This window comes from Pasteurella atlantica (assembly GCF_963693435.1).
GTDB lineage: Bacteria > Pseudomonadota > Gammaproteobacteria > Enterobacterales > Pasteurellaceae > Phocoenobacter > Phocoenobacter atlanticus.
In genome coordinates this window covers 1,028,471-1,049,411 of record NZ_OY856306.1, presented here as the reverse complement: position 1 = coordinate 1,049,411, position 20,941 = coordinate 1,028,471, and the positions used below count along the sequence as shown (strand labels likewise).

Below are 20,941 nucleotides of genomic sequence, written 5' to 3'. Positions count from 1 at the left end.
AATAATATAAAATTAAATAGAATAATCATAAAATGAACAAAATAACAAAATCAGAACAAACTACTTCTGTAGTAAAATCAAAAAATAAAAGTAAATGGCGTTGGCTTTACTACATTGCTGGCTTATTTGCCGTCTTGCTCATTAGCCTTACTCTTGTTTTAAGTACAGGTTATGGGCAACGCTCTATTATTCAACTTGTTGATAAATACCTTGATGAACTTTCTATCGGAAGTGTTTCTGGAAATTTACAAGAAGGGCTTAAACTTAAAAATACTCATTTTTCTATGCAAGGAGTAAATGCTAAGCTTGAAGAAACCCAGCTTAAAATTAAAATAGGTTGTCTTTTAGAACGTAAACTATGTGTGGAAAATATCACAGTAAAAAATCCATTAATTGATATTGATACCTCTCAATTAACAACACAGCAACAGCCGTCAAAAAAAGAGAAAAAACCATTTGAATTACCTTTAGTGATCTCCGCCAATCAATTAGCGGTGGAAAATTTATTATTAAATATTGATGGTACTGCTATCTCTTTAAAACACTTATCTTCAGGTATTCACGGAGAAGGGAAAAATCTACAACTTGCCCCTACAGATCTTGATCATTTAGACATTATCTTGCCACAAGCGGTCACTTCCGAACAAAAAAATGCAAATTCTTCAAATAATGTGACCGCTCAATCTGATAAAATCGATTGGAATGCCATTAAAGATAGATTAAATCAACCATTATTAACCTCTCCAGAAGACTTAGCGCTTCCTTTTAATCTCGCCCTTCCTCGATTTAATGCACAAAATATCGTGATTAAACAGAAGGTAAAAAAAGATAACCAAGTTACTACTGAACCTTTACTCACTATTTCTTCTCTTTTGATAGAAAAAGGTGAATTGAAAGATCAAAAAATGCAATTAGCAAAACTTGTCATTCTTAGTGATAAGGGAAATATCAGTGGTTCAGCAATGTTAAATTTAGTGAATAATTTACCGATTAACGGTAAGTTCAACGCTCAATTACCCTTACTCAAAAAACTTAAAATTCCGAAATCAAACGCAGAGTTAAAACTTTCAGGAGAGTTATTAGGATTAACACAATTAGAGCTGACAACTCAAGGGGTGGCTAATGCACATTTGATTGGAAACCTAAAACTTGCTGAAGCAAAAACACCTTTTAGGGTAACATTAACAAGTGACAAGGTTCACTATCCTTTTATACCTGAAAAAAATCAAAAAGTATTAACCTTAAAAGATATTGCTCTTTCCCTCTCTGGTGATTTATTGAATTATCAATTAAATGCCAAAATGAACGCATCTGGAATGGATTTACCGAAAAGTCAATTAGATGTAATAGGAAACGGAGAACTCACCTCTTTTAATGTTGAAAAGCTTAAGCTTGATGCTCTTAATGGAACAGCACTACTCTCTGGTAACATTGATTGGCAAGAAGGATTAAAATGGCAATCTAATGCTCACTTAACCCATATTAAAACCCATTCGCTATTGCCTCAATGGGCAGCCACACTTTCAGGCAACTTAACCTCTACAGGTTATGTTGGAAAAGGAGAGAAAGGTGAATTGTGGTCAGTCGATATTAGTCAATTAGATTTAAAAGGTAAACTTTTTAATCAAACATTATTATTAAAAGGTGAATTAACGGCTAATAATAAAACACTGCTTGATATTAAAAACACCAAACTGATCTATGGTAAAAATCATATTTCAATGCACGGAATATTAGGAAAAACCTCTCAGTTTAATGCTGATATAACCGCCCCTAATTTAAAAGGACTGATTCCTCATTTAAGTGCAAGTATTAATGGTAAAGTCAATTTAACAGGTGATATTATTAAACCTAATTTAGATATGGATTTAATCGCAAATAATGTCCACTATCAAGATTTAAACCTACAGCACTTAACGGCTAAAGGCACTATTTCAACAGATAAACAAATTAAAGGTGATGTAAAAATTAATCTCTCACAACTTGCTTATGGGGATATTAAAGTACAAAAAGCCGATTTAACCGTAACTGGCGATGAAAAAAATCATCATTTAACTCTCCACTCTTCAGGTGAACCTTTTGCGGCAAATTTGCAAATTTCTGGGACATTTAACCGCTTGTTAGAAAAATGGTCAGGACAACTAAGCAAGGCAACGCTCCAATCTCCTATCGGAGAATGGAAAAATGATAAAAATATTCAAATTAGCTATAATAATAAAAAAATTGAGGCGGATATTTCTGCTCATTGTTGGAAAAATACAAACGCCTCCGCTTGTTTTCCTACTTCCTTTAAAGCTGGAAAAACGGGAAAAGTACCTTTTGAAATACAACAATTGGATCTCTCGTTCTTAAAACAATTTCTAGATAAAAAAACACAATTAGATGGATTAGTAAACCTCAAAGGTGATGCTCAATGGTTTGAAAATAAAGCACCTCAACTAGATCTAGAGGCAAATGCTAATACAATACAATTAAAACAAAAAATTGATTATCGTACATTTCCTCTCACCTTAGAACCTGTAAAACTAACCGTGAAATTAATTAATAATACTTTAAATTTAAATTCATTGGTTAAAATCAAAAATAATGGTCAGTTAGTCAGTCAATTAACTGTTTCTGATATTGTACATAAAAGAGCATTATCTGGTCATATTAATATTGAGAATATTAATATAAAACTACTCAAACCGCTTATTGCAAAAAGTGAAAAAATAGATGGAAATATTAATGCCAATCTGCATCTTGGTGGAACAGCTTTAGCACCATTATTAAATGGCGATTTAAACTTAACTCAACTTAAAGCTCAAGCTTATACTATGCCATTTGATATAACTGACGGAGCATTAAATATTAAATTTAATGGTACTAATTCTACTCTAACAGGACATATTCAAGCACCTAATGGTGAATTAACGCTAACAGGTGATGCAAATTGGCAAGACTTAAATAATTGGCATACTCATATCCAAACTAAAGGTAATAACTTCAGATTAAAAATTCCTAATATAGCTAAATTAGATATTAGTCCTGATATTGAAGTGACTGCTACACCTAATAAATTAATATTAGGGGGAAATATTGATATTCCTTGGGCGGATATTGAAATTGAAGAATTACCTGAGAATACTGTAAATGTAAGTAGTGATGAAGTGATTATGGATGGATCTGCAAAGAAAAAAGGTGATTTTCTCAAAAAATTAGCAAAAACGAATAAAAATAAGAGTATGGTGATTCAAGCGGATGTGAATATTCGCCTTATAGAAGATAAAATAAACCTGAGTGCGTACGGTTTAAAAACACAATTATATGGTTTAGTTAAAGTTTCACAAGGAAGTAAAGGATTAGGGCTGTATGGTCAAATTCATTTGAAGAAAGGCACTTATAATTCTTTTGGACAAAATCTAATTATTCGTAAAGGAAATATTATTTTCTCTGGTATTCCTTCCCAACCAACATTGAATATTAAAGCAATTCGTAATCCTGAAGCGATTGAAAATACCAACATTACTGCAGGTGTACATATAACAGGTGTTGCTGATAGCCCTAAAGTCTCCATATTTTCTGAACCTTCTATGCCAAACGCACAAGCACTTTCTTATATACTTACTGGTCGAGGATTAGAAAATAGTGGTGAAAATGGCTCTCAAAACTCTATTGCTGCAGTCGCTATTGGATTAGGACTCTCTCAAAGTAGTAAACTTATTGGAAATATAGGAAATACTTTTGGTATTCACGATCTTAATGTAACCACTGCGGGTATTGGAGATAACACCAAAGTCGTAGTAAGCGGTAGTTTAACACCGAAATTTAAGGTAAAATATGGGACTGGGATTTTTGCTTCTCTCACAGAATTAACATTACGTTACCGTCTTGCTCCACAACTCTATTTACAATGGGTTTCAAGTATCAACCAAACCATTGATTTGATGTATAAGTTTGAATTTGATTAATTTTTTGCCTTCAATTTTTTAATAGGTTTTTAATATGGATAAACAACGCCAACAATATTTACAAAAATGGCTTAATAAACAACAAAATACAGTTAAAAAATGGATTTATCTTAATATTTTATTAGGTTTTATATGTGGATTACTTATTATTATACAAATGGGCATTCTTGCACATATATTACACAATATTATAAAAGTACAACAATTACCTGAATCTTTTTATTTATTACTTATTACTCTGCTTCTATGTTTTATTGGACGTGCCATTTTGGTTTGGATCCGCCAAAAAATTGGCTTTCAAGCAGGATTACAACTTCGACAACATTTAAGAAAACAAATTATTGATAAACTTAATACTGTTGGTCCAATGACTATTTCACAAAAACCTGCAGGAAGTTGGGCTATATTAATGCTTGAACAGGTTGAAAACCTACATAATTTTTATGCTCGCTATTTACCACAGCAAAAAATAGCAATGCTAATTCCTATTGCTATTCTTGGTGTGGTATTTTCTCTGAATTGGGCGGCTGGAATTATCCTATTTGTAACTCTCCCTTTACTTCCATTATTTATGATCCTTGCAGGAATGAAAGCCGCAGAAGTCAATCAACGTCACATTAGCATTTTATCTCGTTTAAGTGGTCAATTTCTTGATAAACTAAAGGGATTAGAGACGATTCGTCTATTTGGACAAGTAGAACAACAAACTAACCAAATTTATCAAAGTACCGAAGATTTTCGTGTCAGCACAATGGATGTATTAAAAATGGCATTTCTTTCTTCTGCGGTTTTAGAATTTTTTACTGCAATCTCTATTGCTGTTACTGCGGTCTATTTTGGTTTTACCTATTTAGATCAGATCGATTTTGGTGGCTATAGTACAGAAGTGAGTTTATTTATTGGTTTCTTCTGTTTAATGCTCGCCCCAGAATTTTATCAACCTCTACGTGAACTCGGGACTTATTATCACGACAAATCTACCGCTATTGGTGCAGCAGATAGTATTGAAACGTTTCTAAATACTGAAGTATCAACGCAACAATATGGTTCACAATTATTAGAAAAAGATGAATTACAAATCAGTGTTAAAGATTGTATTGTTCTTTCACCACAAGGAACCCCGTTAAGTAAACCATTGAACTTTGACATAATGCCACAGCAACATATTGCGATTGTAGGACAAAGCGGAGCGGGTAAAACCTCTTTAATTAATATGTTTTTAGGTTTTTTACCCTATCAAGGTTCAGTAAAAATTAATGGCATTGAACTAAAAGAATTAGATATCACCCAATGGCGTAAAAAATTAGCGTGGGTAGGGCAAAATCCTCAACTTATCAAAGGATCTTTAAAAGAAAATATTTTACTTGGTAGCCCTAATACCACTGAAGAAGAGCTTAATAAAGCACTCGCACTCTCTAATGCTGATGAATTTGTTAATACCTTAGGGTTGGATTATCAAATCCAAGATCACAGTATTGGACTTTCTGGCGGGCAAGCACAACGTATTGCTATTGCAAGAGCTATTCTTCGCCCTGCTGCATTACTATTACTTGATGAACCCACAGCTAGCCTTGATGGGAAATCAGAGCAACAGGTATTACAAGCACTAAATACATTAAGTGAAAAACAAACAACTTTAATGATTACTCATAGAGTAGAAGATCTCAAACAGAGCCACAATATCTTAGTAATGAAAAATGGGGAAATTGTGCAACAAGGTTCATTTAATCATATAAAAAATCAAGGCTATTTTAGTCAATTGATTGACTCTCAAATTATAGATAAGGAAATATAATAATGCGTTCACTTTTCCCTTTTCTTTCTCTTTTAAAACATCACTATGGTCACCTAGCATTAGGGATCATTCTTGCTATTACGAGTTTAAGTGCCAGTATTGGTTTACTCAGTTTATCTGGTTGGTTTTTAGCAGCTTCTTCTCTTTTTGGATCCGTGCTTACTTTTAACTTTTTCTACCCTTCATCTGGAGTAAGAGGCTTAGCCATTGGGCGAACCGTTACTCGCTATTTTGAACGCCTTGTAACTCACGATGCAACCTTTAGAGTGTTAGCCACATTACGAGTTGCAATTTTTAAAAAAATCATACCGCTTAGTCCAGCACAATTAAATCAATATAGAAACAGTGAGCTACTTAATTTTATGGTTGCGGATGTTGATACATTAGATACCCTGTACCTTAATCTAATCTCTCCGTTTCTCAGTGCTATTGCCGTTATTCTCTTTATGGGATTTGGATTATGGCTTGTTTCACCATTAATTAGCCTTGTTGTTTGCGGTAGCTTAACGGTTCTTTTATTGATTTTTCCTACCCTTTTTTATCATTTAGGAAGAAAAACAGGGAAAGATATTATTCAAGCAAGAAGCCAATACCGTTCACAATTTATTGAGTGGGTACAGTTACATTCAGAATTTTTACTATTTGGCGTTCAGCAACAAGCCACTGAAAAATTACAGAAAACAGAACAGCAATGGTTACAAAGTCAAAGCAAACAGCATCAACTCAGTGATTTATCCAATGCCCTACTGATTGCTTGTAATGGTGTACTTGTTACTGTCACATTATATCTTTGTGCTACTGCAATTCAGCTTCCAAATATTGAAAATAGTGAAGCCCTTATTGCCCTCGTTATCTTCTGTACCCTTGCCTCTCTTGAAATTTTAACCCCTATCGGTGTGGCTTTTTTACATTTAGGGCAAGTGATTACTGCAGCAGAACGTCTCACCAATATTACGACTCAACCGCCTATTGTGTTTGGAAAAGAAGAGTTTTTGCAAAAAGTTGATCCAAAGTCACCGCTTATTCGATTTGAAAATATCTCTTTTAGCTATACAGATCAACCTGTTTTAAATCACCTCTGTTTTGAAATTAAACAAGGTGAGAAAATTGCTATTTTAGGAAAAACAGGTAGCGGAAAAACGACAATTTTTCAATTATTAAACCGAAACTATGCCTCAACAAGCGGTCAGATTTGGTTAAATAATTGCAAAATTGAACGTTATTGTGAAAATGCTTTACGTCAAAATATGATCACACTAAATCAAAGAGTACATATTTTTAGTGCTTCATTACGGGATAATTTATTAATTGCAAAACCTAACGCCACCGAATTAGAACTTATCCACTCATTAACCAAAGTTGGGTTAACTCACCTACTTGAACAGTCTGAAGGATTAAATTTATGGCTTGGTGAGGGGGGGCGTCCCCTCTCTGGTGGTGAACAACGTCGTTTGGGATTAGCCAGAACACTGCTCCACCCTGCTCAAATCGTATTACTTGATGAGCCAACGGAAGGACTAGATCGTGAAACAGAACAACAAATTTTAGAACTTATCCTCAATGAATGTAAAAACAAAACAGTACTTATGATCACACATCGATTAAGCCAACTCTCTCGTTTTGATCATATTTATCATCTTGAAAAAGGGATTATTTTAAAATGAGTATTTACCTATACCATTCAATATATTCATCAATTATGGATTAAATAAGAACAAATTAGATTTAATATAATAATCACCACAATCTTTTCTATTGAGTAATGCTCTTTATAGTGTATAGATAGTTAAACTACAGGGTAAGAATTCACCCTTGCCCTGTATAGTAACAATACTATAATTTCGTATAATCAAGATATTTGAACGCCTTTATAAGTTATAGTATCGTACTAAAAACACTCAAAGGATATAAATATGCATATACAAATTAAAGGCAAAGCAACTTTTGATGAATATTTAGAAGTACAAAAAATCTTAAAAGGAAAAAGAATGCTGATAAGCCAAAGTATTATTTTTGTCATTGGTATCGCTTTATTCGGTATTGCTTTATCATTAGGAGAATTATCTGGATTTTCTATCGCATTTGGATGTATGGGATTAGTTTATATTCTGTATGCCTTGATTTTTATTCAAATCAGATTTCGTTATGCGATTAAGAAACATTGGAAAAATTATCCTAAAATGCATAAAGAAATGAATATGACGATTCTTGATGATGGAGTTCAATCCCTAGATGATAAAAATAACCCGTCACATCTTAATTGGAATAACTTTATCAATATAAAAGAAAGTGAGCATCTTTTCTTACTTTATCTATCACCCTCACTTTGTATTTTTATTCCTAAAAGACTTATTTCACCACAGGAAATAGAACCACTACGCCTATTTCTGTTTTCACAAATTACACCTCAATCTAACTAAGGAGATATTTATGACTGTTATCGGTAAAAGAGATGAAAAGCTTGAAGCGAAATTGCTTGAATTAGATCTGCTCGCAGATGAGCCTTATGAAAATAAAGATTGGGATAAATGTATCGAGATTTATCAACAAATGTATGACTTAATCCCAGAACCCAAAGATGAATATGAAAATGCACATTGGGTTTATAGTGGGTTAGGTAATTTTTATTATGAAAAAGGCGATATCGATAATGCTAAAATTTTTAACCAAAAAACCCTTTCATTAAATGTTTATACGGGTAAATATAAACAAGAAATGAACTCGTCAACAAACTGGGAAATGGGAAAAATTATTTTTGATGAAGGTGATGAAGAAAAGGCATTAGAATATTTTGCAGCAGCGTGGGGATTACGTGATCTAAACAAAAAAGAGAAAAAATATAATGATTTTGTTAAGCGCAATATTGAAAAAGTAAAAGAATTACAAGCCAGCCTTAATAAAGCAACGCCGACTCAAACAGCACAAACGCCGAGTTTAAGCTTAGATTTTTTAAATACCCAATATAAAGATGAATGGGTTGAACTCATTTATGAAAATATTGATAAAAAACTCAAAGAATTTGCCACCAATGAAGATGGATTTAACGCCATTACCCCTGCAGAACGCTTACTTTGTACTGTAAAAAATTTCGATGACCAAAGAAGTGTCGGCGGACTTTATGATTTTTATGAATGGCAATATTATTTAGTAGATCATATAGAAGAAAGCCTAAAAATCATTGGGGCGAAAAAACATTTAACTGTAGTAAAAAAAGCAAACAAAATTTATAAACAAATCCAAAAAATTATCTATGATAATAATTTAGAAGATAATGAATATATCGAAGTAGGTGGTAATTATGAAGAGTTTGACGAAGCACTAGATAAGATAGAAGAAAAACAATTACTTGCAGATATTTTAGATGACTATGTGAAGAAAAATATTGAAAAATTTGTTTGTAGTTAAAAATGGGAAAGAATAATGAAAAATTTATTTTTAAACTTACAAGGAATAATAGGGATAGCTCTTCTATTCGGGTTTATTTTACTTTTTATATCTAATAAAAGGCAAAATAAATCTATCAATAAAGGTATAAAAGCATTAGAAAAACAATTTAATGAAAATCTAGAAAAGTATAATGGACAAAATTTTTTCTGTTATAACGAGAGAAAACAGCAACATTTTTTTATAGAAAATGAAATTTTACCCTATTTAACCCCTAATATTTCTATCATCTATTTGGATAAAAATAAACAAATACATTCAACAAAAAATCAAAATTTAGCATCCAATCTACTCTTTCATTTAAAAAACTATACTAAGTTTCCACATTTATTAAAAATAAGAGAGGGCAAAATAATTGATAAATCTATCAATAATATGTTTTTTAGTGTCGTTAATCAGACGTTAGATAAAAAAGTGTTGTTTAATGAAATAAATGATTTTTATAACGATAAATGAATAAACAAGCGGTAAGATAATGTTCAAAATTTGCAAATTGTATGATTTCGTGAAGAATGAGTGATTTTAAACTTATGATCTCGTGAATTATTAATTGTGTCGGAAAGAAAAAGTTTATAAACAAATACCGAAAAAAGACTAAACAGAAATCATGTATTTTATCTATGCAAGACTTAAATATAGAGGTAATGACTATAACGGTAAAATAGATAACGAGAAAATATGTATCCTCATTTATATAAAATAATTCATCAGGATAGCGGTAAGATAACAATCAAAATTTGCAAAATCAGGGAATAAAAAATGAAAATAAGTAAAAAAATGATAAAAATATACGAAGAGTGTATTGAAGTAATAAATTTTCCTTTTTCATTAGATGAAGTAATTAAAATAATGGAAGCCTATAAAAAAGGTGATAAGAAAGCTATTTTACCATTAATTACTAATATTGGGAGTTATTGTGAATTTAGTTATATAAACGATTTCTTTAAAGCAGGAAAAATAAAAATTGATGTCTATCAGTTAGTTAAAGACACTGAAAATATCGATTTTTTAGGGGTTGTTATAAAAAGTTGTCTTTTTAGTGAAGTTATTGCAGGGGTCATCAATAATAATGATTATTCGGTACTTGATAAATTTAGAGAGTATTATTTACAATCTAATGAACAAGTTACTTTTATTGAATATCTGCCATTTCGCTAAATAACGACCCGCTTACTTTTATTGTTTTTTAGCACCAAACACTGCTCCTTCCATACGCGTTGGATCATAATAAACGCCACCTATCTCAGCTGCTTTATTTCCAAAGAAGTTTCCTTTTACATTCTTACCTTCAAATTGATTTCCTGTGATTTTAGCATTAAAGATCATTACTGGTGTCTTTTCTGCTATAAAATCATAATCTTGCCATTCGGAAAGAGTCCCTTTTAGGGTTTTATTACCAAAATTTACCTCAATATTACTTTTACCTCTAGCAAATTCTCGACTTGCTCCGTAAGCATCACCAATATAGGTTACAGTTCCTGTTTTTGGCATATTATTAGTCACATAACCTTGAACAAAAATACCAAAAGTATGTGGTATTTTTTGAGGTTTACCCAAATAAGGGTCATAATCATCATTAATACCAAAACGAACATATTTATAAGCTAAACCACTGACTACTTTTTGTAAAACTTTCCCTACTTCTGGTCTTCCTGGGGCTTTTTCATTAAGAAATCTTCTTTTTGTTTCGTAGTTTTCTTGTTTATTATATCCATCAGGTAACAGCTTAACATTGACCGTGTTGATTTGAATAGTGTTGATGTCTTGATCATTTGTAATACGTTTCATTTTAAACTCATAGTCATTATATTCCCTGCCAGTATCTGGATCTTTCTTAGGAATAGGGTTGGTATCATCTTTTGCGACAAGAACACCTGCTATTTTGGTTGTATTAATAGGACTAGAATTAGAACTAGAGTTAATGTTGGAATGAGAACTAGAACCACCACTACCACAAGCAGTTAATACCGCTGAAACACCAATGACCCAAAGTATTTTTTGCATAATAATCTCCTTTTAATTAATCTAAGACCAACCGTATTATGCAAAGAAAGAGTACAATTTTGCAACTATAATTTGTGAAGAATGTGAATTTGAGAGCAAATTTTCATTTTTTATTTTTCTAAAATATAAACTTCCGTTGTGTGATGAGGCTTCTGTTCTTCCTCTGGAGGAAGGGTCATATAATCGCCATAATACATTGTTAAATGTTCGTGGTACCCTTTCATTACAGGGTATTTCTTACCCTCAAAGTCAACATAAATTACATCATCAAAATAGTTTTTCGGCATATAAGATTTTTTCCAACCACCATAATCAGATAGCACTAAACCGATATATTCAGCTTTTTCAATAGGATAGGTTTTTTGAAACAGAGTTAAATTTTCTGTCATTTTATTAAACAAATAATGGGATAAAGTTGAAAAGATCTTACCGCTTATAGATCCCTCTTTTGCTCTTTTCCACCTTTTTTTACAAGAAGAAAACCGTAATTTAAGGCGTCTGTGCTTTTTCATCATTTTGTAAAGAATATCTGGATTATTTGGTACAGCATCGTAAATGAAAATATCAATGAAAATACCTGATTTTCTACCTTTAGGATCAACTAAGAGGGTGTTTTCATCAAAAATTTTAGTCATTTCTCCACAAAATTGGCCCTCAATATCTTCCGCAAGAGAAATACTATACTGTTTATGGTCATTTTGACTTTGCCAAATATCCACAAACTTTTGATATTCATCACGACACATATAAACATCAATATCGTCATCCCAAGGAATAAAACCGTTATGACGAATTGCACCTATTAAGGTTCCTCCAGCTAAAGAATAGGTAATATTATTCTCTCTACAAACCATATAGCAAAAGTAAAATTATATGGCATAATATAAACTACCAACTATTTAAGGTATAAAATATGAGCTATTCATTAGATTTCCGCCGAAAAGTATTTGAAATAAAGGCGAAGAAAGGTTTAACCTTTGAAGAAACAAGTCAATATTTTAATATTGGTATCAGAACGTTGTTCCGTTGGAAAAAGAAAATTGAGCCTTGTACAACTCGTAATAAGCCTGCAACAAAGATTGATATGGACGCATTACTCAAAGATGTTGAGTTATATCCTGATGCTTATCAGTATGAAAGAGCGGAACGTTTTGGTGTAACTCAAAGGGCAATTGGTTTTGCCCTTAAACGATTGGGTATTAGCTATAAAAAAAACACTAAAACATCCCAAAGCAAACGAAGATGCTCGTATCAAATTTCAGGAAAAAATGAATGATTTTTCTAAGCAAGGAAAAACAATTATTTACTTAGATGAAAGTGGCTTTGCAAAAGATATGCCTAGAACACATGGCTATTGTAGGAAAGGACAGCGATGTTATGGACATCAAGATTGGCATGCAAAAGGGCGAATTAATGTGATTGGTGCAATTATAGGTTTTACTTTTCTAACGGTATCCTTATTTGAAGGCAATATTAATTCAGACACGTTTTATGCTTGGCTAAAACAGGATTTATTACCTAAAGTGAAACCTGATTCTGTTTTAGTGATGGATAATGCGACGTTTCATAAACGTCAGGATATGATAACAGCTATCCAAGATAAAGGTATAATTTTAGAATTTCTTCCACCTTATAGTCCTGACTTGAATCCCATTGAAAAAAAGTGGGCTCAAGCCAAGTCTATTAGGAAGAAGTTAAGATGTGATGATATTGACTTTTTATTTCAGGAATATTTTAACTATGTCAAATTATAATACTTTAGATATATCAAAATATTTCAATATATCTAATGCAATGAGTTGATGCTCTCTTAAATTAATTTTTTTCATTCTTTTTTCCTACTAAATTATTCAAAATAAAATTATATTGAATTAAATTATCCATTTCATATCCTTCTGATAACGGTATTTGCTCAGTAGTGACATTGAGTTCTTGAATTATTTCCATTGGAATGTTATCCCAATAAAGTTTAGGGTTTAATAAGGTATCTTTTTCAAGATAATTCATAAACTCGTCCTTTATTTTGTCACAATCAGGTTTTGCCCAATAAGAAATACCGAGTAAACTTGGTTCGCACTCGTTGGTTACTTTAATTTGTCTCACCTTGTTTGATGATAATACTGGCACCCATTCTTTATCACTACGATTAGGGCGTTCTATTACAAAATAACAACTTTGCTCTCGTTGTTTTTTAAAGATATTTTTAAATAACACAACATCGGAATCGATCACATAGCTATTATTAAAATAATTCATTGCCTGATAAAAAGAGTAAATATTATTATATTCACGGTATTTATCATTTTTTAACAAGTGGCAACCATATTTATCGGATAAATAACTAAATTGCTCTGCAAGATGTCCTGTAACAATATAAATATCCGTAATTCCTGCTTCGTGTAGATATATAATCGTTCTTTCAATATTAGGAATACCATTGATAGGTAACAGTGCTTTATGTGTTTTTTGTGTAATATCTTTAAAGCGACTGCCTAATCCTGCTGCTAATATAATCGCATTCATAATTTTTCTCGCTTATCTTTGAGGGTAATAGTTGTACCTACAACAACTCCTATTGTGAGCAGTACTATTGATATATTCATTTCTGTTCTTCCCAATATCACACTTAGTAACACAATCCAAAATCCATAAGTGATATTTAACATCATTGCTCTAATTGGTTTAATCAAATAAATGGCTTGATAATAAAGCAAATAAGAGAGCATTGAAGAAGCAAATATAAGACATAACAGAAAAACAAAATGAGACTCTGTAAAGGATTTAAACAGTGTGGCGGTATCTAATTCAAAAAAGAACAACAAAAACAAATAACCTAAACTCGCCCCTAGCTGTCTAAAAAAATACACAACAGTAGAGGGTAAAAACTGCATTACATAAGATGAAAGCACAATCTCTGCTCCCCAACTTAATGCACTAATAAAGGCAAGCCCTACGCCGAATAATAAAATTTGTGAAGAACTCAAATCAAGGCTTAATAAAAGTGTGCAAAATATCGCTATACTAAAACCGATAATTCCCCACTTTGTCATACGCTCTTTTAAAAATAGAAAAGATAATAATGCCCCAAATACAGGATAAAGAGATGAAATAGGGGCTGCATAGCCCACACCAATATAACTAATTGCTTGTAAGTAGCAAAACATTCCAATTGGACCACCGATTAAGCCAGCAATTACTGCTAGTATACTCACTTGTTTATGCGTTATTAATTTACGGTGTTGCGGTACTTTTTTATAGCAAAGCAACCCCGCTAATAGTAAAGAACCACTTTCAATTAAAAAAAGCAGAGATAATATAATCACTAAAGAAGCAACAAAGGGATAATCTTTATTTAATACTTCATATAGAATCCCAGTTACACTCCAGAGCAAGCCTGATAATAGTCCAAATATATAACCTTTATATTTTACCATTAATTATTTTCTCGCTCTTTCCAGTTTTTCATAAATTGAATGGCTCTCTCAATTCTGATTTGTCCATAATCATCAAAAAATTCATTATTTTCTTCTTTTACTAACGTCCAAATAAACCATAAAATATCTTGTGTAAATTGATATAAATGAATTTTTTTCAATAACTCATCATCTTCTTTTCCATCAAAGTAGTGGTGTAAGAAAAAGGCTTGCTCTTCTTCATTTAATTTTGATTCAAGTAAAAAAGCAGCAATATCAAACATAGGATCATTCATTCCTGAATATTCCCAATCAATAAAATAAACGGATTGTTGTTTAAGTAAAATATTTTCAGGCACAAGATCATTATGACAAGGCACCAGTACTTTGTTATTAGTTAAGTAAGAACTAATAGACTTCAAAAATAAAAGTAAATCAGGAATATCTTTACTATATTCATAAAATGAGTGCTTATTTTTTAATAACCCGACATATTTATCCAATTCATTAAAAACATTGAATTCATTAGCAAATATCACAGTGCTACAATGCAATTTTTTTAAAGTTTTGGCAATAAGTTCTAAATTAGAATATGCTTTAATTGTTGAATGATCTAATGCTGTGCTATTTGATAAATATTTAGTAATTTTAATACCTGAATTAGCATCAATAAAGCAGGTTTCAACATTAAATTGTTGTTCTGACATTAATAAACTATTAACAGATTCATAATCTCGTTCAATAAGTCTTTCTGTCATAGCCCCAGGGACACGAAGTACATAATTTAGTTTGTTTTTTGTGCAAACTAGATAATTTTGGTTTGTCATTCCTCCTAAAAAGGAAATGTTTTTTATTGACGATAGTGGTAGAGACAAACATCCTTGTACTATTCTTATAATTTTATCCATATAATTATAATGTTTTTTTGAAATAAAAAATCAGATAATCCTTCTGATACAATCAAGCAGTATAACATAGATATTTTTAATTATATAACCATAATAATATAAATTTTTTATGCGTTATTTCACTAACTTTGTTACTATATATCCCATAAAAAGATAACCTCAAGGAATAAAAATGTATTGGTTTAAAAATGTGATGATTTATCGTTTAACCTCACCGCTTGAAATAAACAGTGATGAGTTGGAAACAAAACTGCAGACAAATAAATATCACCCTTGTTCGCAAAGTGAGATGAGTAAATTTGGCTGGGGAACGCCATTAGTTACCAGTGATTTGTTGCATTTCAATTTACAAAAGCAATTTTTATTAGTTTCACATAAAGAAGAGAAAATCTTACCAGCTCCTGTAATTAAAGCAGAAATGGAAGAACGCATTGCTGTGTTGGAAGAAAAAGAAAACCGTAAATTGAAAAAAACAGAGAAACAAGCAATTAAAGATGATGTAGTCGCAATGTTATTACCTCGTGCATTTAGTAAACATCAACATACGGCAATTTGGTTAGATTTAGAAACCCAATTAGTTTACGTGGATAGTGCTTCAAGTAAGCGTGCGGAAGATACCTTAGCATTATTACGCAAAACCCTAGGTTCTTTACCCGTTGTGCCAATCTCGTTTACTTTACAACCTAGTGAAGTAATGACAAATTGGGTTGCGAAAGGACATACACCAAATTGGCTCACGTTGTTAGAAGAAGCAGAGTTAAAATCCTTTGATACTGAAAGTGTTATTCGTTGTAAACGCCAAGATTTAGAAACTGAAGAGATTGGTTTACATTTAACTGCAGGCAAATATGTCACCAAATTAGCATTGGAATGGGAAGAACATTTTTCTTTTGTACTCAATGATGATGCGACCCTTTCTCGTGTAAAATATGCCGATGACATCAAAGAAAAAAATGATGATATTTTAAAAGAAGATATAGCACAACGTTTTGATGCTGATTTTGTGTTGATGACAGGTGAGTTAAAGCAATTTACTCAAAATTTAATTGAAGAATTTGGTGGCATTAAAGAGCGTTTATAATGGCATATAAAAATAATCAGTCTGTTCTTGTGGTTATTTATGCAACAACGACTAATCGAGTATTAATGTTACAACGCCAAGATGATCCTACTTTTTGGCAATCAGTAACAGGCACGATTGAAAAGGGTGAAGAACCTTTTCAAACAGCATTAAGAGAAGTCAAAGAAGAAACAGGAATTGATATTATTGCTCAAAATTTATCACTTTATGACACAAAAAAGAGTATAAAATTTGAGATTTTTCCTCAATTCCGTTATAAATATGCCCCAGATGTAACGCATTGTACCGAACATTGGTTTTTATTGGCACTTGAACAAGAAATTGAGCCAGCATTAACCGAACATTTGGCTTTTCAGTGGCTAAATATGAATGATGCAATACAATTAACCAAATCGCCGAATAATGCACAGGCGATACAGCAATTTTTAAATCAAAGTAATTAAATTAAAAAAAGGAAAATTTATGGCAGGTCATAGTAAGTGGGCTAACATCAAACACCGCAAAGCAGCACAAGATGCACAACGTGGTAAAATTTTTACAAAATTAATTCGTGAATTAGTAACAGCAGCAAAAATAGGGGGGGGCGATCCTGCTGCCAATCCTCGTTTGCGTGCGGCAGTGGATAAAGCATTATCAAGTAATATGACACGTGATACGATCAACCGTGCGATTGAGCGTGGTGTCGGTGGTGGTGATGACACGAATATGGAAACCAAAATCTATGAAGGTTACGGTGCTGGCGGTGTTGCGGTGATGGTTGAGTGTTTAAGTGATAATGCAAATCGTACCATTTCACAAGTGCGTCCAAGTTTTACAAAATGTGGTGGTAGCTTAGGAACGGAAGGTTCAGTAGGTTATTTATTTACTAAACAAGGCTTAATTTTAATTGCAGAAGCAGATGAAGATAGTTTAACCGAAGCAGCAATTGAAGCGGGGGCTGACGATATTCAGTCACAAGACGATGGCTCTTTTGAAATCTATACAGCGTGGGAAGACGTAAGCTCAGTAAAAGATGAAATTGAAAAAGCTGGCTTTAAAATAGAATCTGCGGAAGTGACGATGATCCCTTCAACCTCAGTGGATTTAGACGCTGAAACTGCACCAAAATTATTACGTTTAATTGATATGCTAGAAGATTGTGATGATGTTCAAAATGTTTATCACAATGGTGAGATCAGTGATGAGGTAGCGGCAACGCTTTAATTTTTACTTGTTGGGATTCCCCCCTCCTAGCCTCCCCCCGCAAGCGGAGGGAGGAATGTAAAGTAATTAATAAAAATTAAAATCCCCTCCTCCGTTTGTAGGGAAGGAATGATTAATAAGATTAAAATCCCCTCCTCCGTTTGTGGGGAAGGAATGATTAATAAGATTAAAATTCCCTCCTCCGCTTGCGGGGGAGGGTTAGGGTGGGGGTAAAAGTTAAAGGTAGCGTTTACTTACTACTTTTAAATCTTTATCTAAAGTATAAACCAATGGTTGACCAGTCGGGATTTCTAAATCCATAATATCTTCATCAGAGATACCTTCAATGTGTTTTGCTAATGCACGTAATGAATTACCGTGTGCAGCCACTAAAACACGTTTTCCAGCAATAATTGCAGGTGCAATTTGATCTTCCCAGAAAGGAAGTACACGCTCTAAGGTTACTTTTAAGTTTTCACCATCAGGGATCACATCGTGTGGAAGGTGTGCATAACGACGATCATTATGGGCTGAATTTGGGTCATTACGATCTTGTAATGGTGGTAAAGTATCGTAAGAACGACGCCAGATATGAACTTGCTCTTCACCGTGTTCTTCAGCCGCTTCTTTTTTATTTAATCCTTGTAAACCACCATAATGACGCTCATTTAAACGCCAAGATTTAATCTGTGGTACAAACAATTGATCAGATTCTTCTAATACAAAGTTACAGGTTTTAATTGCACGTTTTAATACAGAAGTAAACGCGATATCAAATTCAAAGCCTGCTGCTTTTAATTTACGACCTGCTTCTTTTGCTTCTTCAACGCCTTTTTCAGCTAAATTAACATCGTGCCAACCAGTGAAAAGGTTTAATTGGTTCCACTCACTTAAACCGTGACGAATAAATACTAATTCCATAAAGGACTCCTATTTTGTTTATATTTAAATTAAAAACACTGTTATTTTACAACAAAAATTGTTTTTTTTTAAAGATAAAGCCTGAATTATTTAAGAAAAGCTGATTTTTCTCAAAGAACAGATTAAAATAGGTTCTTTTTTTAGGTATTAGGGCTTTTTGTGAAGTTATTACATTTGTATAAAATAGTCATTGTTATTTTATTGGGTGGTTTATGTTTATTTCAGCCAGTGGTAGCAAGTGATCTTTCTAAAATTCAGCATAAAATAAAGAAACAACAAGATAAGATCTATTTACAACGTAAAAAGCGTAATGAATTACAAGCAACATTGAAAAAGCAAGAACTTAAAATAAGTGAAGTAAGCCAGCAATTACAAAAAACAGAAGCAACTCTTATAGAATTAAAGCAAATAATCAGAAAAACAGAACAACAAATTGAGCAACTTGAGAAGCAAGAGAATAAACAGAAAAATCGTTTAAGAGAGCAATTAGATTCAGCATATCGTTCAGGTATTCATCCTTCTGCATTCAAAAGATTATTGTCAAAAGAGGCCAAAGATGCAGATAGAATGGCAAAATATTATGAACATATGAATCAAGCTCGAATAGAACTAATAGAAGATATCCGTCATACTCAAAGTAAACTTATAGAACAGAGAAACTTTTTAGAGAAACAAAAAGAAGAAAATATAGCACAACTTACTGAACAAAAATCACAAAAAAATAAATTAGAAAGAGTGACTTCACAACGAGAAAAGACTATTTCTTCTATTAATGAAATGATTGAAAAAGATAAAACACAATTAATCACATTAAAGAAAAATGCAAAAGCACTACAAGATAAAATTGCAAAAGCTAATCGTGAGGCAAAACAAAGAGAAAATCGTGAAATTGCAGAATTAAAAGTACAAAAAGAAAGATCTGGTAAAGGAACACTGACTCAAGCTGAAATTCAAAAAGTACGTGCAGGTAATGGATTAGGGGTAGCAAGAAAGCAATATCAACAACCTGTGAAAGGACGAATAATACAGCATTTTAATCCAACTCAAAGTTGGAAAGGAATTGTAATCAAAGCATCAGCAGGACAAAATGTGACAGCTATTGCTTCAGGACGAGTGATTTTATCGGACTGGCTACAAGGTTATGGAAATGTTGTTTTTATTGATCACGGAAAAGGCTATTCTTCAATTTATGGCTACAATAACAGTGTTTTAGTTAAAAGAGGTGATAGAGTTGTGAAAGGAGAAGTGATAGCTAAAGTGGGAAATTCTGGTGGGCAAATACAGTCAGGATTATATTTTGGCATTACTTACAAAGGGCAAGCAAAAAACCCATTACTTTGGGTTAAATAGAAGGTAAATATTTAATGTATAAAGTTAAAATAAACAAATATAAGCGGTTAGTTATTATTCTTTTTTTGCAAATTTTTATATGGATGATACCGCTTGCCAATGCAGGAAAGTTAGTTATTGTTATTGATGATATTGGCTATCGCAGTCAAGATCAGGCGATTTATCATTTACCTAAAGCGGTAAATGTTTCAATTATTCCTGCCGCCCCTTATGCAACAGTAAGAGCAAAACAAGCTTTTGAGCAACAACGTGATATTTTAATTCATTTACCGATGCAGCCATTAAGTAATATTCCCATTGAAACAGGAGCATTAAAAATTGGGATGTCGAAAGAAAAAATTAAAAATTTAATTGTGAATGCAAGAAAAAAAGTACCTTATGCCATTGGCTTAAATAACCATATGGGAAGTGCAGCAACAGCGGATAGAACGTCAATGAGCTATTTGATGGATATATTAGCGGAAAATAAATTATTTTTTTTGGACAGTGTAACCAGTGGAAAAACAGTTGCAGCAGATATTGCTAAGAGTTTAGGTATTCCTACTTTAAAGCGTAATGTATTTTTAGATGACAGTAATAAATTAGCAGATGTTCAAAATCGTTTTGATTATGCTGTTCGTTATGCACAAAAAAATGGACTAGCAATTTTAATTGGGCATCCTAGAAATAATAGTATTAAAGTTTTACAACAAGGACTGAAAAATTTACCTGATGATGTACAACTGGTCAATATTGGCAGTTTATGGCGTAATGAAAAAATAGTCACAGAAAAAGATTTTATTTTATTTTTTGAAATAAAACCTTCACAAACGTCAAAAGGAAGCAATCCTACTCATATTCCTTTATTAAGAGGCGTGCCAAAAGAATAATAGCAAGCGATACAAGTTTTAAAA

Annotated in this window: 20 protein-coding genes; 14 read left to right on the top strand and 6 right to left on the bottom strand. The window is 32.3% G+C overall.

Annotated elements, in window-relative coordinates; genetic code table 11:
- Positions 1-32 precede the first annotated feature (32 nt).
- The 7 genes from tamB (at position 33) to U9966_RS04920 (ending at position 10,347) form a co-directional block, all read left to right on the top strand.
- Positions 33-3,950, top strand: coding sequence for an autotransporter assembly complex protein TamB (gene tamB, locus U9966_RS04950; protein ID WP_306346822.1), 3,918 nt, complete (start codon positions 33-35; stop codon positions 3,948-3,950).
- A gap of 34 nt (positions 3,951-3,984) precedes the next feature.
- Complete coding sequence (gene cydD, locus U9966_RS04945; RefSeq protein WP_306346821.1) at positions 3,985-5,745, top strand: heme ABC transporter permease/ATP-binding protein CydD; 1,761 nt, start codon at positions 3,985-3,987, stop codon at positions 5,743-5,745.
- A gap of 2 nt (positions 5,746-5,747) precedes the next feature.
- Positions 5,748-7,409 (top strand): heme ABC transporter ATP-binding protein/permease CydC, encoded by a 1,662-nt coding sequence (gene cydC / locus U9966_RS04940; protein ID WP_306346820.1) that lies wholly within the window; start codon positions 5,748-5,750, stop codon positions 7,407-7,409.
- Between the two features lie 249 nt (positions 7,410-7,658).
- Complete coding sequence (locus U9966_RS04935; RefSeq protein WP_306346819.1) at positions 7,659-8,165, top strand: YcxB family protein; 507 nt, start codon at positions 7,659-7,661, stop codon at positions 8,163-8,165.
- A 10-nt stretch (positions 8,166-8,175) separates the two neighbouring features.
- On the top strand, positions 8,176-9,150 hold the full coding sequence (locus U9966_RS04930) for a DMP19 family protein (protein ID WP_306346818.1): 975 nt from the start codon (positions 8,176-8,178) through the stop codon (positions 9,148-9,150).
- A gap of 15 nt (positions 9,151-9,165) precedes the next feature.
- The gene (locus U9966_RS04925; protein ID WP_306346817.1) at positions 9,166-9,645 is read left to right on the top strand and encodes a hypothetical protein; all 480 of its coding nucleotides are present in this window, start codon (positions 9,166-9,168) and stop codon (positions 9,643-9,645) included.
- A 321-nt stretch (positions 9,646-9,966) separates the two neighbouring features.
- Complete coding sequence (locus U9966_RS04920) at positions 9,967-10,347, top strand: hypothetical protein (protein WP_322631723.1); 381 nt, start codon at positions 9,967-9,969, stop codon at positions 10,345-10,347.
- Positions 10,348-10,365: 18 nt separating this feature from the next.
- Here the strand turns inward: U9966_RS04920 and U9966_RS04915 are convergent, their stop codons facing one another.
- A complete protein-coding gene (locus U9966_RS04915) occupies positions 10,366-11,193 on the bottom strand; it encodes a transferrin-binding protein-like solute binding protein (RefSeq protein WP_306346815.1) in 828 nt (275 codons plus the stop codon).
- 110 nt (positions 11,194-11,303) lie between these two features.
- Complete coding sequence (locus tag U9966_RS04910; protein ID WP_306346814.1) at positions 11,304-12,047, bottom strand: LicD family protein; 744 nt, start codon at positions 12,045-12,047, stop codon at positions 11,304-11,306.
- 59 nt (positions 12,048-12,106) lie between these two features.
- Between U9966_RS04910 and U9966_RS04905 the strand changes: the two genes are divergently transcribed.
- Positions 12,107-12,469, top strand: coding sequence for an IS630 transposase-related protein (locus U9966_RS04905; protein WP_306347869.1), 363 nt, complete (start codon positions 12,107-12,109; stop codon positions 12,467-12,469).
- Positions 12,366-12,947, top strand: a complete 582-nt coding sequence (locus U9966_RS04900) for an IS630 family transposase (protein WP_322631722.1) — start codon at positions 12,366-12,368, stop codon at positions 12,945-12,947. Before U9966_RS04905 ends, U9966_RS04900 begins: the two co-directional genes overlap by 104 nt.
- 61 nt (positions 12,948-13,008) lie before the next feature.
- Here U9966_RS04900 and U9966_RS04895 read toward each other — a convergent pair whose 3' ends face one another.
- From U9966_RS04895 to U9966_RS04885, 3 genes are read right to left on the bottom strand one after another with little or no spacing between them, the layout of a single operon-like run.
- A complete protein-coding gene (locus tag U9966_RS04895; protein ID WP_306347600.1) occupies positions 13,009-13,716 on the bottom strand; it encodes an NTP transferase domain-containing protein in 708 nt (235 codons plus the stop codon).
- Positions 13,713-14,627, bottom strand: a complete 915-nt coding sequence (locus U9966_RS04890) for a DMT family transporter (RefSeq protein ID WP_306347599.1) — start codon at positions 14,625-14,627, stop codon at positions 13,713-13,715. Before U9966_RS04890 ends, U9966_RS04895 begins: the two co-directional genes overlap by 4 nt.
- Entirely contained in the window at positions 14,627-15,433 is an 807-nt protein-coding gene (locus U9966_RS04885) for a choline kinase family protein (protein WP_306347598.1), read from the bottom strand. The genes U9966_RS04890 and U9966_RS04885 overlap by 1 nt, the downstream gene beginning before the upstream one ends.
- A gap of 253 nt (positions 15,434-15,686) precedes the next feature.
- Here U9966_RS04885 and rdgC point away from each other — a divergent pair, with 253 nt between their 5' ends.
- The 3 genes from rdgC to U9966_RS04870 are packed head-to-tail and all read left to right on the top strand — an operon-like array spanning position 15,687 to position 17,798.
- Positions 15,687-16,595 carry a recombination-associated protein RdgC gene (rdgC, locus tag U9966_RS04880; RefSeq protein ID WP_306347597.1) on the top strand — a complete coding sequence of 303 codons (909 nt, stop codon included), beginning with the start codon at positions 15,687-15,689 and terminating at the stop codon, positions 16,593-16,595.
- On the top strand, positions 16,595-17,038 hold the full coding sequence (gene nudB, locus U9966_RS04875) for a dihydroneopterin triphosphate diphosphatase (RefSeq protein WP_211599353.1): 444 nt from the start codon (positions 16,595-16,597) through the stop codon (positions 17,036-17,038). The genes rdgC and nudB overlap by 1 nt, the downstream gene beginning before the upstream one ends.
- Before the next feature lie 19 nt (positions 17,039-17,057).
- Entirely contained in the window at positions 17,058-17,798 is a 741-nt protein-coding gene (locus tag U9966_RS04870) for a YebC/PmpR family DNA-binding transcriptional regulator (protein ID WP_306347596.1), read from the top strand.
- A gap of 216 nt (positions 17,799-18,014) precedes the next feature.
- Here the strand turns inward: U9966_RS04870 and U9966_RS04865 are convergent, their stop codons facing one another.
- Complete coding sequence (locus tag U9966_RS04865; protein WP_211597091.1) at positions 18,015-18,698, bottom strand: 2,3-diphosphoglycerate-dependent phosphoglycerate mutase; 684 nt, start codon at positions 18,696-18,698, stop codon at positions 18,015-18,017.
- A gap of 159 nt (positions 18,699-18,857) precedes the next feature.
- On the opposite strand from U9966_RS04865, the gene envC reads away from it, so the two are divergent.
- Together envC and U9966_RS04855 are read left to right on the top strand one after the other, a co-directional pair.
- Entirely contained in the window at positions 18,858-20,048 is a 1,191-nt protein-coding gene (gene envC, locus U9966_RS04860) for a murein hydrolase activator EnvC (protein ID WP_306347595.1), read from the top strand.
- Positions 20,049-20,062: 14 nt separating this feature from the next.
- Positions 20,063-20,917: a divergent polysaccharide deacetylase family protein gene (locus U9966_RS04855; RefSeq protein WP_306347594.1), complete on the top strand. Its 855-nt coding sequence runs from the start codon at positions 20,063-20,065 to the stop codon at positions 20,915-20,917.
- Positions 20,918-20,941: the final 24 nt, after the last annotated feature.

Excerpts from the sequence above, each read along its gene's own strand:
- tamB (WP_306346822.1), top strand. The coding sequence starts at position 33 with ATGAACAAAATAACAAAATCAGAACAAACTACTTCTGTAGTAAAATCA.
- cydD (WP_306346821.1), top strand. The coding sequence starts at position 3,985 with ATGGATAAACAACGCCAACAATATTTACAAAAATGGCTTAATAAACAA.
- cydC (WP_306346820.1), top strand. The coding sequence starts at position 5,748 with ATGCGTTCACTTTTCCCTTTTCTTTCTCTTTTAAAACATCACTATGGT.
- U9966_RS04935 (WP_306346819.1), top strand. The coding sequence starts at position 7,659 with ATGCATATACAAATTAAAGGCAAAGCAACTTTTGATGAATATTTAGAA.
- U9966_RS04930 (WP_306346818.1), top strand. The coding sequence starts at position 8,176 with ATGACTGTTATCGGTAAAAGAGATGAAAAGCTTGAAGCGAAATTGCTT.
- U9966_RS04925 (WP_306346817.1), top strand. The coding sequence starts at position 9,166 with ATGAAAAATTTATTTTTAAACTTACAAGGAATAATAGGGATAGCTCTT.
- U9966_RS04920 (WP_322631723.1), top strand. The coding sequence starts at position 9,967 with ATGATAAAAATATACGAAGAGTGTATTGAAGTAATAAATTTTCCTTTT.
- U9966_RS04915 (WP_306346815.1), bottom strand. The coding sequence starts at position 11,193 with ATGCAAAAAATACTTTGGGTCATTGGTGTTTCAGCGGTATTAACTGCT.
- U9966_RS04910 (WP_306346814.1), bottom strand. The coding sequence starts at position 12,047 with ATGGTTTGTAGAGAGAATAATATTACCTATTCTTTAGCTGGAGGAACC.
- U9966_RS04905 (WP_306347869.1), top strand. The coding sequence starts at position 12,107 with ATGAGCTATTCATTAGATTTCCGCCGAAAAGTATTTGAAATAAAGGCG.
- U9966_RS04895 (WP_306347600.1), bottom strand. The coding sequence starts at position 13,716 with ATGAATGCGATTATATTAGCAGCAGGATTAGGCAGTCGCTTTAAAGAT.
- U9966_RS04890 (WP_306347599.1), bottom strand. The coding sequence starts at position 14,627 with ATGGTAAAATATAAAGGTTATATATTTGGACTATTATCAGGCTTGCTC.
- U9966_RS04885 (WP_306347598.1), bottom strand. The coding sequence starts at position 15,433 with ATGACAAACCAAAATTATCTAGTTTGCACAAAAAACAAACTAAATTAT.
- rdgC (WP_306347597.1), top strand. The coding sequence starts at position 15,687 with ATGTATTGGTTTAAAAATGTGATGATTTATCGTTTAACCTCACCGCTT.
- nudB (WP_211599353.1), top strand. The coding sequence starts at position 16,595 with ATGGCATATAAAAATAATCAGTCTGTTCTTGTGGTTATTTATGCAACA.
- U9966_RS04870 (WP_306347596.1), top strand. The coding sequence starts at position 17,058 with ATGGCAGGTCATAGTAAGTGGGCTAACATCAAACACCGCAAAGCAGCA.
- U9966_RS04865 (WP_211597091.1), bottom strand. The coding sequence starts at position 18,698 with ATGGAATTAGTATTTATTCGTCACGGTTTAAGTGAGTGGAACCAATTA.
- U9966_RS04855 (WP_306347594.1), top strand. The coding sequence starts at position 20,063 with ATGTATAAAGTTAAAATAAACAAATATAAGCGGTTAGTTATTATTCTT.